The following is a 12,820-nucleotide window of genomic DNA, read 5'->3' as shown; positions in this document are numbered from 1 at the left end:
GAAAGGGATAATGAAAGCCTTGATTGCAAGGCTTTTTGCTTTATGGTGGGTAAGTATCAGAGTGAGAAAATTTTTGGAATGAGTAGAAGTGATAGCTAGAAATTATCAGTTTCTATTTCCATTTACCCTGTGGGTACGTGTTTGTTTCCATTGACAAGGAGTTTGTGGGAATAGAAATGTACCCACCTTGTTTGAATCAAGTGAAGTGTAGTTGAAGGAAATCTGTTGAGAGCAATACTTCATTTTACCGAATAAGTAATAATTTAGGCAACTTCAAATCGATTAAAAAAAACTATTTTAAAGGTTAAGAGTAGACAAAAATTGTCCACTCTTTTTTGCAAACTCAATTTATCAATAAATGAAATGAGGGAATGTAAAATGAAATATTTTGAGGTTGAGTTAGAAAATCCTGATGAATTTTTAAAACTACAAACAGAAGATTTTGTGAAAGCTAATCGCTTGCTACTAAGGAAGATAATCCAGAGCGTTACAGTCTATGAAGAAAACTTCGTCATATCCTTTAAATCTGGCATCGAATTGGAAGTATGAGTCTCATTCCATAACTTTTATATTGAACATATCATCTTGTTGTGTTATACTATAAATTGATATAAACAAAGATGTAGGAGGAACCGAAACTATGACAGCCTCAATGCGTTTAAGATAAGCTGGCAATAAAAAAAGCAGAATCTATACCCGATGATAGGCTTTTTTGTTGTGCTTATTTATACGATATTGAGCATTCATTAGTTACGGTGAGGATATTGGTTATTTAACTATACCTTTATTTAACTATGTCTTTAATATGAATGTTTCCAAATTGTATGTATGCAGACCAAAAGCCACATTGTGGGGTTTGGCCTGCATTTTTTATTGCCTAGAATGCTATTCAAAATAGAAATTCAAGCAAAATAATATGCAGGAGATAATATAAATGGAAAAATACAACAATTGGAAACGAAAATTTTATGCAATATGGGCAGGGCAAGCAGTATCATTAATCACTAGTGCCATCCTGCAAATGGCGATTATTTTTTACCTTACAGAAAAAACAGGATCTGCGATGGTCTTGTCTATGGCTTCATTAGTAGGTTTTTTACCCTATGCGATTTTGGGACCTGCCATTGGTGTGCTAGTGGATCGTCATGATAGGAAGAAGATAATGATTGGTGCCGATTTAATTATCGCAGCAGCTGGTGCAGTGCTTGCTATTGTTGCATTCTGTATGGAGCTACCTGTCTGGATGATTATGATAGTATTGTTTATCCGTAGCATTGGAACAGCTTTTCATACCCCAGCACTCAATGCGGTTACACCACTTTTAGTACCAGAAGAACAGCTAACGAAATGCGCAGGCTATAGTCAGTCTTTGCAGTCTATAAGCTATATTGTTAGTCCGGCAGTTGCAGCACTCTTATACTCCGTTTGGGATTTAAATGCTATTATTGCCATCGACGTATTGGGTGCTGTGATTGCATCTATTACGGTAGCAATTGTACGTATACCTAAGCTGGGTAATCAAGTGCAAAGTTTAGAACCAAATTTCATAAGGGAGATGAAAGAAGGAGTTGTGGTTCTGAGACAAAACAAAGGATTGTTTGCCTTATTACTCTTAGGAACACTATATACTTTTGTTTATATGCCAATCAATGCACTATTTCCTTTAATAAGCATGGAACACTTTAATGGAACGCCTGTGCATATTTCTATTACGGAAATTTCCTTTGCATTTGGGATGCTAGCAGGAGGCTTATTATTAGGAAGATTAGGGGGCTTCGAAAAGCATGTATTACTAATAACAAGTTCATTTTTTATAATGGGGACCAGTTTAGCCGTTTCGGGAATACTTCCTCCAAATGGATTTGTAATATTCGTAGTTTGCTGTGCAATAATGGGGCTTTCGGTGCCATTTTATAGCGGTGTGCAAACAGCTCTTTTTCAGGAGAAAATTAAGCCTGAATATTTAGGACGTGTATTTTCTTTGATCGGAAGTATCATGTCACTTGCTATGCCAATTGGGTTAATTCTTTCTGGATTCTTTGCTGATAAAATCGGTGTAAATCATTGGTTTTTACTATCAGGTATTTTAATTATTGGCATTGCTATAGTTTGCCAAATGATAACTGAGGTTAGAAAATTAGATTTAAAATAAACAATATTGGAGGAAATGTTATGGAATTAATATTAAAAGCAAAAGACATTCGTGTGGAATTCAAAGGACGCGATGTTTTAGATATAAATGAATTAGAAGTATATGATTATGACCGTATTGGTTTAGTAGGAGCAAATGGTGCTGGAAAAAGCACTTTACTCAGGGTACTTTTAGGAGAATTAACTCCCCCAGGATGTAAAATGAATCGTCTGGGTGAACTTGCCTATATTCCCCAGTTGGACGAAGTAACTCTGCAGGAGGAAAAAGATTTTGCACTTGTAGGCAAGCTAGGTGTTGAGCAATTAAATATACAGACTATGAGCGGTGGTGAAGAAACAAGGCTTAAAATAGCACAGGCCTTATCGGCACAGGTTCATGGTATTTTAGCGGATGAACCTACGAGCCATTTAGACCGTGAAGGAATTGATTTTCTAATAGGACAGCTAAAATATTTTACAGGTGCACTGTTAGTTATTAGCCATGACCGCTATTTTCTTGATGAAATAGTAGATAAAATATGGGAACTGAAAGATGGCAAAATCACTGAGTATTGGGGAAACTATTCTGATTATCTTCGTCAGAAAGAGGAAGAACGTAAGAGCCAAGCTGCAGAATACGAACAATTTATTGCGGAACGTGCCCGATTGGAAAGGGCTGCGGAGGAAAAGCGAAAACAGGCTCGTAAAATAGAACAGAAGGCAAAAGGTTCTTCAAAGAAAAAAAGTACTGAAGACGGAGGGCGTTTAGCTCATCAAAAATCAATAGGAAGTAAGGAAAAAAAGATGTATAATGCTGCTAAAACCCTAGAGCACAGGATTGCGGCCTTAGGAAAAGTAGAAGCTCCGGAAGGCATTCGCAGAATTCGTTTCAGGCAAAGTAAAGCATTGGAGCTCCATAATCCATACCCTATAGTCGGTGCAGAAATTAATAAAGTATTTGGGGATAAGGCTCTGTTTGAAAATGCATCTTTTCAAATTCCGTTAGGAGCAAAAGTGGCGTTAACTGGTGGTAATGGAATCGGAAAAACAACTTTAATCCAAATGATCTTAAACCATGAAGAAGGAATTTCTATTTCGCCTAAGGCAAAAATAGGTTACTTTGCACAGAATGGTTACAAGTACAACAGTAATCAGAATGTTATGGAGTTTATGCAGAAGGATTGTGACTACAATATATCAGAAATTCGTTCAGTGCTAGCATCTATGGGGTTCAAACAGAACGATATTGGAAAAAGTTTATCTGTTTTAAGCGGTGGAGAAATTATAAAATTGTTGCTTGCTAAAATGCTCATGGGTAGATATAACATCCTAATAATGGATGAACCCAGTAACTTCCTTGACATACCAAGTTTAGAGGCTTTGGAAATACTAATGAAGGAGTACACCGGAACTATCGTGTTTATCACCCACGATAAACGATTACTCGAAAATGTAGCAGATGTAGTTTATGAAATTAGAGATAAGAAAATAAATCTGAAACATTAAATTTAAGGTAGTCGCTGGTCAGTATAGTCTGTTCTGGTTGGCGACTCCATTGTTAAAGAGTATAAAGACTTTAGATTTTATGAATATTAAAAATAGGAACAGTCAATTGAACTGCTCCTATTTTTCTGCTAAATATATTGTAGTTTTCTTATATGTATAATGATAGATTAGCGGATTCTCATCTACGGTACTTACTTCAAATATGAAGAAGTGATCGCGGTTATCTCTGGACTTTTCCTTATTGAGGACAAAGTAATTCTTACGTGAAGTCGCCATTGTTTTTAGGATATCATCAGTTAGGAAGGTCAATGGAATATTCATGTTAGAGTAGCGGTAGAAGTCACGTTCAAAATCTTGGTAGCTCTCGCTATAATAGTCCATTTGTAGGTGATTACGCTGAAACTCAAGCTGATTCATAGAGCACCTCCTCGACAAGTTCAATACTAATAATGTCTTTTAATTTCAAATTGATGTGACCTGTTGTAGTTTTTATCAAAATGAAATCTTTGGTCAGACTTGGTATTGTTCCAGTGTAGGAAACACGCTTGTTTTTTTCAATCACTTGAATGCGTGTGCGTAGCTGCCCGGCGTATACTTGACTGAGGAGTAATAATTTCTTCTCTAGTGATAAGTCAGACATGTACGTTACTTTGTTTGTATCATCAGAGAGTGCTGATACATGTTCAGATAGGAAAAAGCCCATCCATTTTTGCATCTTTGTATCCTGGTACTCTCTTGCTGATTGAAATGGTAAATATGAACGGTCAATCATATCAAATCCTTTCTATGCAGAGGCAAGGGTATTTTTATCAAATTGAATCGTAAAACCTTGAATTCCCCCACCTGTGTAACATTCTTTAAAGCGATTGATTACCTCAGTATAGATTATCACAGATGAGCTTGTTGGCTTAATGCTAAATGTAAATTCCAATGGTAATCGGTTTTCAGATTTAGCATGTACTAGTCGTATCGATATTTCAGTTGTTTTGAGTTTTCTCTGACGAAGTTTTGAAGTTGCTGTTTCAACGATTCCATGTAAAAATCTTTCAAGCATTTCAATATCATTACATCCTTTGCTACGGATTTCTGAAAATTGTACTGTATTTTTTTCTTGTTTCATTTTAATCCCTCCAATCCACCCGCGGAATGACCACCGATAAGTTTACTGCGTTCAATATTTCTGGAACCTTCAGTTAGGACGGTTCCTTTTTGTATGGCTAAAAAACCAAACTGTTCTCTGACAACATCAATAGCTGTCTGAAGTCTATTATCTTTTTCAATTTGTTCTACATCATCAAAGAGTGATAGTAGAGTATAGCTTTCATCTACGAAGCCACTATAAGATACACCAATTTGTCTCACTGCACCAGAGGTGTATTTTTTCGGAATAATACAAGTACAGGACTCACCATTGTTTTGGGGAGATTTGCGGGTTCAATTTTATTCTGAGCATTTATAGATTTTTTCATCTCAGTCCTAGAATAGCCAATATGAATAGAAACGACAGTAGTCAATACTAGGGCTACTGTTCCGTTCCACAGTATCATTTAAAAATCATTTTCACACCCTTTCGTCTATTAGTATAGAAGAAAGCTCTCAGCACAGGTATTTGTTTAAAAATGAGTTCCTGTAATCGAGGAGAGAGAATACCTGCGAAAAAGGCGTCTAAGGCACTAAAGATGAGAATCCAGTCAAAACGAACTGTGGCAAATCCTACTAGAAGAAGCAACTGGATGACAAGTGAGGCATAGAGAGCTGTTTTTATAGAAATCGTATTTTTCAGATAGCCACTCACAAGACTTCCGACAATAAGGGCTGCTAATTCAAGAGTGGATAACAAGGCAAGAGATTGACCTGTTTGTAAATTCAAAAAGGGCTGATTCCTCAAAAACAGAGTAGAGACAGGAACTGTAACATTTATCACTGCTTGACTAATAGAAATAATAAACAAAACCAAGAGCACCTTATTCATATTCCATATCAATTTCGATGATTGGAGCAGATGCTGGCAAAAGGATTTTACAGAGAGTCCTTCTTGATAGCTAATCGTTTTTTCTACTTTCAAGAGGTCATTTTTTATGAAGAGGATACCTAAAAATGCGATTAAAAAGGTAAGAGCGTTCAGTAAGGAAATAAACTGGATGGATAGAATACCTAATAAGACTCCTCCTAGAATATTACTGATTGTTTTCACTAAACTAACAGTTGACTGTTTAAATCCAATAGCTTCTGCCAAATGGTCTTGCCCAATAATTCTAATGAAAATCGGAGTGAGCATGGCGCCTGAAAAATAACTCAATGTGTCAGACAAGAGGTTAATCAGACAAATAAAGGCTACTAGTACTAAGGAAAAGGACTGCCCTGAAAGTGATAAAGAAACGATAGAGTAAAGCAAAAATTTTGCAAAACTAATGACTGTGTATTTTAGGACACGATGATGTTGAAAATCCGCCAAAACTCCTAGAAAGATTTGCAGAACTTGAGGCAGGGTTTCTGAAATCGTGATGAGTAAAATCGCCAGAGGGGCAAAAGACGCATCTGCCACATAATTCAAAAAGGCCAGATAAAAAATCGTATCCCCAAGTGTTGAAATCCACTGGTTGATGGTTAATTGCCTAAAATCTCTATTTTGAAGAAATACTTTCATTATAACTCCTTTTTAAATTCCAGTTAGAATTTTTATTCCAAAACATCCTAATAAACCCTGTATCCCCAGTCTATACCATATCATATAGATAGCCTACACAGCCTTTTTCACTGCACACCTCATCATGTCTTTAGCTACTAACCAGCTCCTAGTGTAATAACATCAAAATCTGACCAATGCCATTGTAGACTATATGCAGTCCAATAGGCCAATAAATTGACTTTGTCATTCTAAACAAGGCTGCAAATATGAGACCGCCACCCATATAAACGAAAAAGTCTGTCAAGACCCAACCGTGATTACTAATGTGCAAGACACCAAATAAAACAGCAGAACCAAGTACATCTAGCCCCCATTTCTTTCCTTTTTCCAGAGCAGTCATCACTAATCCACGATAAATCATGTCTTCAAAAATGGGACCTGCAATCACAGGATAAAAAAAATACATCAAAAATGCTGTAGCCCCTGTAAAAGTCGGAGCGTAATGTTGATAAGAAATTGCATTTCGAGTAGGTGGAAAAAGAGAAAAGGTAACTCTATTCCAAAGGAACAACAAAAGAAAAGCTAAGACACAATAAAACAAATAAGACCAGCGAAACTTCTTACTGTTAATTCCTTGCCATTTTCCTGACTTAACCATAGCAAAAAAAGCAATAAAAACAACAAGAAAATGCAACATCATATCCGACAGATAATAGCCAAAGTCAGATAGACCAGTAACAAGGCCGCTGCGTAAAACTAGACCACTGAACTCCTGGTCAGCAATAACTAGTAGAAAAGCTATAATAAAGTAGCGGCGTAAGATTATCTTTTTCATTCTATTTTCTCCTATACTATAAAATAAGGATAGTATAACACGGAAATCACCACATTTTAGTAAATCGCATATTTGACATTTTTTCTCATAGAAATTTCATTTTTGCGATTGTTTGTTAATCGATAAGGTCTTTGTATTGCTGTAAGCGTAGTTCAAAAAGGGCTGTTAATTGGGGATTTTCTAATACTTGCAGAGATTGGATAAAGTGTTCAATCTCTTTTTGATTGCTTCCTTTGGTTTGAAGAAAAATACTCATTTTCTTTAAAAATTGCCATGATACTTTCTCAAAAACATCGTACGGGCGGATCATACTCTCCAACTCGGCTTCAAAGATTGGGATGTAGGAGAAAAGTTTTCGCTCCATGAGCTCTGATAAGATATTTAAGAGTCCTTGCTTCATATACAATCGATTGTGTACTAACTCTTTAAATTCTTTAGATTTTTCAAGTAAGGAGGTTGATAAAAATATCAAATCTTGATTGCTCAAGAAAGGCATGGTGTTGCAAAAAAGATAGAGTTCAAACCAGGTCCAAGACTCAATAGCATAGAGATAGATAGTCAAAAACTCGCTATCTTCTTTTACCAATGGATAGTTCTTATCTAAGGAATGGAGTGCGTTTTTAATTACAATAGCATTCAAACGACGATAGGTCTGCGCCATCTGTTCTTGCTCGACTTCCTCCAACAGTTGCTCTAAGCCAGCAATATCTTGATGAGCAAAGCGATCCACAACCCTTCTACCAATTCGCATATGTGGAGATTCTTGATAGTTGTTGAGCTTGTGCCCAAACTCATCAAAGGTCACATTTATACCTTGGATAGCTAGGATTAGCTTGTCCGCAGATAGCATAGACTGCCCTAGTTCAAACTTGGACAACTGAGAAGCTGTTAGTCCCTCACAGGCCACATCTGACTGCTTGAGTTTTCTCGCCAAGCGCAATTCCTTGTAAAATTCCCCCAATTCCATTCTCTCAATCATCTGACCACCTCCTAGCTTTTGCATATTATATCATTATTTTTATGGTTTTGTCAAAATATTCTGACATTTAAGAGAGCAAAAAAGCCAGCCTTAAGCTGACTCCTTATTCCATCGTATCAAAAGCGAGACTTGGTTTGGCATTGAGGTCCAAATTTGCAAAGTTTTCTTTGTTCCACTCGCTGACGCTGGCATAGGCAATCATACCTGCATTGTCTCCGCAGAGGCGCAGAGGTGGGATGATGACCTTAACATCTGTAACTTCGGCTGCTAGGCGTTCTCTGAGACCTTTATTGGCTGCCACACCACCTGCCACGACAAGGGTTTTAACAGGGTATTTCTCCAAAGCCTTCTTGGTTTTTGCCATGAGAATATCCATAACTGCTGCTTGGAAGGAAGCACACAAATCTTCTGTGGACAAGCTTTCTCCCTTTTGCTCGGCATTGTGGTGAAGATTGATAAAAGCCGATTTCAAACCTGAGAATGAAAACTCCAGATTATCTTCCTTAATCATAGCACGAGGAAAATCATAAATATCCTGTCCCTGATGAGCTAGCTCATCAATCTCACGACCGGCAGGATAGGTCAAGCCCATGACACGGCCAACCTTATCATAGGCCTCACCAACAGCGTCATCTCGCGTTTCCCCAACAATCTTGTAATCACCAGCCTCCGAAACATAAACCAACTCTGTGTGTCCACCGCTGACCAAGAGGGCTAGCAAGGGAAACTCCAAAGGCTCCACGCTCTGAGCTGCCATGAGGTGACCAGCCATGTGGTTAACGGGAATCAGCAGAAGTCCATGTGCCCAAGCAAAGGCCTTAGCAGCTGACAAGCCAACTAGCAAGGCTCCGACCAATCCTGGTCCATAGGTAACCGCCACAGCTGTCACGTCCTCTTCGGTAATCCCTGCTTCTGCCAACGCCTCCTCGATGCAGGCTGTAATGACCTCGACATGGTGACGACTGGCTACTTCAGGCACTACGCCCCCAAAACGTTTGTGGCTCTCAATTTGACTAGCAATGACATTGGACAAGAGCTCATCGTCGTTTTTCAAGACGGCGATACTGGTCTCATCACAGGATGTCTCAAATGCTAAAATATATCTATCCTTCATCTATTTCTCTCTTCATGATGATGGCGTCCTCGACTGGGTCATGGTAGTAGGCCTTTCGCTCAGCGATGACTGCCATCTTTTCTTTCTTATAAAATGCTTGCGCTCGATGATTCGACCTTCTGACTTCGAGGAAAATCTCCTTATCTGCCGGCAGTGTTGCAAACAAGGCTGACGCAATTCCCTGACCCTGATAGGCTCCTTTAATAGCGATTTGCAAGACTTCTGCCTCAAAAAGATTCTCCTGAACAGCTAGAAAGCCAATCACTTCTGCCCCATCATAAGCCAAAGCATACCAAGTCTGATCTTGAGCCAGGTCTGCTTGGATTTGTTCCAGCGTCCAAGGACTGACTGGGTAAACAGCTGCCATGACAGCGTAGATGGCTTGAGCCAAGTCAGGCTGCTGTTGGATTCGTTTGATCTCTATCATAGGCGTTTAATGTAAGATTCTCCAGACTCGGTGTGGTTCTTGAGCCAGTTTTCCTCAGCCTCAACACGTTTGAGGTAGTTCGGCACAAAATCATGCAAGGAGTCTGCTTCCTTGTCCCAAGCCAAAAGAGCAAGATTGGCTGCATTAGGCAAGGTTTCTTTGAAATTAGTCCTTGGTAAGTGTTCTTGAATCTGCTCCACAAAGGGGCCAATTTCTCCGACAAAGGTTACCTGACTAGCACCCTTGATTAGCTCAATCACTCGCTCAAAGGGCAGGTGTGCTTCTGGCATGACAGGTTTGGTATTTTCATAAAATCCCGCATAGACATTGTTGCGACGCGCATCCATCAAAGGAACGAACAAGCCTTCTTGTTGGTATGGCACTAGAGCCAAGAGACTAGACATACCAACCAACTCAATGTTCAGAGTATGAGCCAAAGTCTTGGCAGTTGCTACCGCAATTCGCAAACCTGTGTAGCTACCTGGCCCTTCCGCCACCACGATTCGGTCCAAGTCCTTGGGTGTCCAATCCAAACTCGCCATCAAAAAATCGATGGCAGGCATGAGGGTAATACTGTGATTTTTCTTGATGTTAATAGTAGTCTCAGCAAGAACCTGCTTGTCCTCTAAAATAGCGAGAGAAAGAGCCTTGCTGGACGTATCAAAAGCTAATACTTTCATAACATATTCCTATCTTTTGGTCTGCTTACTATTATACTACAAAAGCTGGCACATGGGAATTTTCTTTATCCCCAAAACAAAAATGCCCCAGCATAAGCGGGGCATCTAAGCATTTAATCCAAAGTAAAATACAAACCAAACGACATAGGTTACGAGGAGGAGAAAAAGCGAGTAGAGAGTCACAAAAGTAATTTTCCACAAGAACTTGGTTTGTCGTTGTTCCAGTTTTGCAAATAGAAGATTCCCCGCATAAACGCAAGCAACAAAAACAATAAAAGCTACCAAGCGAGCTCCGATAGCAAAAGCAAATAAGTTATACATAGGGCAACCTCCTTGACTTAAAATCTATATGGAATTATGACAAGCGATAAATTTCACTTCCATTATCAATATAACACATTTTTGTTTTTTCGCAAGCGTTTACTCGATAAATCGCCCCATGACTTTCTCGTTTCCGTCTTTTACTAATTTTTCATTTTGTGGTATAATTGAAATAATTGTAACGAATCAAGGTCAATCTAGACACAAAATGGAATGAAATCAAGCAAATCTCTGCTAAAAGTTTGGAATAAGCTGACCTGTAAAATAGAAAGGAACTATATGATTTACAAAGTTTTTTATCAAGAAACAAAAGAACGTAGCCCACGCCGTGAAACAACACGCGCACTTTACCTAGACATCGATGCCAGCTCAGAACTTGAGGGCCGTATCGCTGCTCGCCAACTTGTCGAAGAAAATCGCCCAGAGTACAATATCGAGTATATCGAACTCTTGTCTGACAAATTGCTAGATTACGAAAAAGAAACTGGCGCCTTCGAAATCACGGAGTTCTAATATGGCCTATACTCTTAAACCTGAAGAAGTCGGCGTTTTTGCCATCGGTGGTCTGGGAGAAATCGGGAAAAATACATACGGGATTGAATACCAAGACGAGATTATTATCGTCGATGCTGGGATTAAATTCCCGGAAGATGACTTGCTGGGTATCGACTATGTCATTCCTGACTACTCCTACATCGTAGACAATATCGACCGCGTCAAGGCTGTTTTGATTACACACGGACACGAGGACCACATCGGTGGGATTCCTTTCCTGCTCAAGCAAGCAAATGTCCCTATCTATGCTGGACCGCTTGCCTTGGCTTTGATCCGTGGGAAACTCGAAGAACACGGCCTCTTGCGCAACGCCAAACTTTACGAAATCAACCACAACACTGAGTTGACCTTTAAAAATCTCAAGGCAACTTTCTTTAGAACGACTCACTCTATTCCAGAGCCTTTGGGGATTGTCATTCATACTCCTCAAGGGAAAATTGTCTGTACAGGTGACTTCAAGTTCGACTTTACTCCAGTTGGAGAACCTGCGGACTTGCACCGTATGGCTGCCCTTGGGGAGGAAGGCGTGCTCTGTCTTCTCTCGGACTCGACAAATGCGGAAGTGCCAACCTTTACCAACTCTGAAAAAGTCGTTGGCCAGTCCATCATGAAGATTATCCAAGGCATCGAAGGACGTATCATCTTTGCATCCTTTGCCTCAAATATCTTCCGTCTCCAACAAGCAACAGAAGCTGCTGTTAAGACTGGACGTAAGATTGCTGTCTTTGGTCGTTCTATGGAAAAGGCCATTGTCAATGGAATCGATCTTGGCTACATCAAAGCTCCTAAGGGAACCTTTATCGAGCCAAATGAAATCAAAGACTACCCTGCAGGCGAGGTTCTGATCCTCTGTACAGGTAGTCAGGGTGAACCTATGGCGGCCCTCTCTCGTATCGCCAACGGAACTCACCGTCAGGTACAACTCCAACCAGGTGATACCGTTATCTTCTCTTCAAGTCCAATCCCTGGAAACACTACTAGCGTCAACAAGCTGATTAACATCATTTCAGAAGCTGGTGTCGAAGTTATCCACGGTAAGGTTAACAATATCCATACATCTGGACACGGTGGCCAGCAAGAGCAAAAACTCATGCTCCGCTTGATTAAGCCAAAATACTTCATGCCTGTCCACGGTGAATACCGCATGCAAAAAGTCCACGCTGGACTAGCAGTGGATACTGGTGTTGAGAAGGACAATATCTTTATCATGAGCAATGGTGATGTGCTTGCCCTTACTGCAGATTCTGCTCGTATTGCAGGTCATTTCAACGCCCAAGATATCTATGTTGATGGAAATCGTATCGGTGAAATCGGTGCTGCTGTCCTTAAAGATCGTCGTGATCTATCTGAAGACGGTGTCGTTCTGGCAGTCGCAACTGTTGACTTCAAATCGCAGATGATTCTGTCTGGTCCAGACATCCTCAGTCGAGGCTTTGTCTACATGAGAGAGTCTGGCGACTTGATTCGCCAAAGCCAGCGCATCCTCTTCAATGCAATTCGTATCGCACTGAAAAATAAGGACGCTAGCGTGCAATCTGTCAATGGTGCCATTGTCAACGCTATTCGCCCCTTCCTCTATGAAAATACAGAACGTGAACCAATCATTATCCCGATGATCCTCACACCAGATGAAGAATAAAGCAA

Annotated in this window: 15 protein-coding genes and 1 pseudogene; 5 read left to right on the top strand and 11 right to left on the bottom strand. The window is 39.7% G+C overall.

Features of this window, described 5'->3' with window-relative positions:
- The first annotated feature begins 378 nt into the window (after window positions 1-378).
- The 3 genes from ADH54_RS10670 (at window position 379) to msr(D) (ending at window position 3,636) form a co-directional block, all read left to right on the top strand.
- On the top strand, window positions 379-549 hold the full coding sequence (locus ADH54_RS10670) for a hypothetical protein (protein WP_000873143.1): 171 nt from the start codon (window positions 379-381) through the stop codon (window positions 547-549).
- Window positions 550-934: 385 nt separating this feature from the next.
- Complete coding sequence (gene mef(A) / locus ADH54_RS10665; protein WP_000417519.1) at window positions 935-2,152, top strand: macrolide efflux MFS transporter Mef(A); 1,218 nt, start codon at window positions 935-937, stop codon at window positions 2,150-2,152.
- Window positions 2,153-2,172: 20 nt separating this feature from the next.
- Complete coding sequence (gene msr(D) / locus ADH54_RS10660; RefSeq protein ID WP_000420313.1) at window positions 2,173-3,636, top strand: ABC-F type ribosomal protection protein Msr(D); 1,464 nt, start codon at window positions 2,173-2,175, stop codon at window positions 3,634-3,636.
- 117 nt (window positions 3,637-3,753) lie between these two features.
- Here the strand turns inward: msr(D) and ADH54_RS10655 are convergent, their stop codons facing one another.
- The 11 genes and pseudogenes from ADH54_RS10655 to ADH54_RS10600 all read right to left on the bottom strand — a co-directional run bounded on the left by ADH54_RS10655 (window position 3,754) and on the right by ADH54_RS10600 (window position 10,621).
- Complete coding sequence (locus tag ADH54_RS10655) at window positions 3,754-4,053, bottom strand: DUF5960 family protein (RefSeq protein ID WP_001072467.1); 300 nt, start codon at window positions 4,051-4,053, stop codon at window positions 3,754-3,756.
- Window positions 4,040-4,408 carry a hypothetical protein gene (locus ADH54_RS10650; RefSeq protein ID WP_049525118.1) on the bottom strand — a complete coding sequence of 123 codons (369 nt, stop codon included), beginning with the start codon at window positions 4,406-4,408 and terminating at the stop codon, window positions 4,040-4,042. The genes ADH54_RS10655 and ADH54_RS10650 overlap by 14 nt, the downstream gene beginning before the upstream one ends.
- 12 nt (window positions 4,409-4,420) lie before the next feature.
- The gene (locus ADH54_RS10645; RefSeq protein WP_000806926.1) at window positions 4,421-4,756 is read right to left on the bottom strand and encodes a hypothetical protein; all 336 of its coding nucleotides are present in this window, start codon (window positions 4,754-4,756) and stop codon (window positions 4,421-4,423) included.
- Window positions 4,753-4,998: a hypothetical protein gene (locus ADH54_RS10640; protein ID WP_001813542.1), complete on the bottom strand. Its 246-nt coding sequence runs from the start codon at window positions 4,996-4,998 to the stop codon at window positions 4,753-4,755. Before ADH54_RS10640 ends, ADH54_RS10645 begins: the two co-directional genes overlap by 4 nt.
- 241 nt (window positions 4,999-5,239) lie before the next feature.
- Window positions 5,240-6,283, bottom strand: a pseudogene (locus ADH54_RS10630) (MFS transporter); the annotation flags it as partial.
- A gap of 148 nt (window positions 6,284-6,431) precedes the next feature.
- A complete protein-coding gene (locus tag ADH54_RS10625) occupies window positions 6,432-7,100 on the bottom strand; it encodes a CPBP family intramembrane glutamic endopeptidase (protein WP_049525115.1) in 669 nt (222 codons plus the stop codon).
- A 115-nt stretch (window positions 7,101-7,215) separates the two neighbouring features.
- A complete protein-coding gene (locus ADH54_RS10620; RefSeq protein WP_049525114.1) occupies window positions 7,216-8,079 on the bottom strand; it encodes an XRE/MutR family transcriptional regulator in 864 nt (287 codons plus the stop codon).
- Window positions 8,080-8,182: 103 nt separating this feature from the next.
- Entirely contained in the window at window positions 8,183-9,193 is a 1,011-nt protein-coding gene (gene tsaD, locus ADH54_RS10615; protein WP_049525113.1) for a tRNA (adenosine(37)-N6)-threonylcarbamoyltransferase complex transferase subunit TsaD, read from the bottom strand.
- Window positions 9,183-9,620: a ribosomal protein S18-alanine N-acetyltransferase gene (rimI, locus tag ADH54_RS10610; protein WP_049525112.1), complete on the bottom strand. Its 438-nt coding sequence runs from the start codon at window positions 9,618-9,620 to the stop codon at window positions 9,183-9,185. The genes tsaD and rimI overlap by 11 nt, the downstream gene beginning before the upstream one ends.
- Entirely contained in the window at window positions 9,617-10,300 is a 684-nt protein-coding gene (tsaB, locus tag ADH54_RS10605) for a tRNA (adenosine(37)-N6)-threonylcarbamoyltransferase complex dimerization subunit type 1 TsaB (protein ID WP_049525111.1), read from the bottom strand. Before tsaB ends, rimI begins: the two co-directional genes overlap by 4 nt.
- 105 nt (window positions 10,301-10,405) lie before the next feature.
- Entirely contained in the window at window positions 10,406-10,621 is a 216-nt protein-coding gene (locus ADH54_RS10600; protein WP_000282475.1) for a hypothetical protein, read from the bottom strand.
- A 279-nt stretch (window positions 10,622-10,900) separates the two neighbouring features.
- Between ADH54_RS10600 and ADH54_RS10595 the strand changes: the two genes are divergently transcribed.
- Window positions 10,901-11,134 carry a DNA-dependent RNA polymerase subunit epsilon gene (locus tag ADH54_RS10595; protein WP_000639572.1) on the top strand — a complete coding sequence of 78 codons (234 nt, stop codon included), beginning with the start codon at window positions 10,901-10,903 and terminating at the stop codon, window positions 11,132-11,134.
- Between the two features lies 1 nt (window position 11,135).
- Window positions 11,136-12,815, top strand: coding sequence for a ribonuclease J1 (rnjA, locus tag ADH54_RS10590; RefSeq protein ID WP_000331983.1), 1,680 nt, complete (start codon window positions 11,136-11,138; stop codon window positions 12,813-12,815).
- Window positions 12,816-12,820 lie beyond the last annotated feature (5 nt).

It is taken from the genome of Streptococcus pseudopneumoniae, assembly GCF_001072315.1.
In the GTDB taxonomy this organism is placed as follows: domain Bacteria; phylum Bacillota; class Bacilli; order Lactobacillales; family Streptococcaceae; genus Streptococcus; species Streptococcus pseudopneumoniae_R.
Note: the sequence above shows the minus strand (reverse complement) of the source record. Positions and strands in the feature narration are given on the sequence as shown.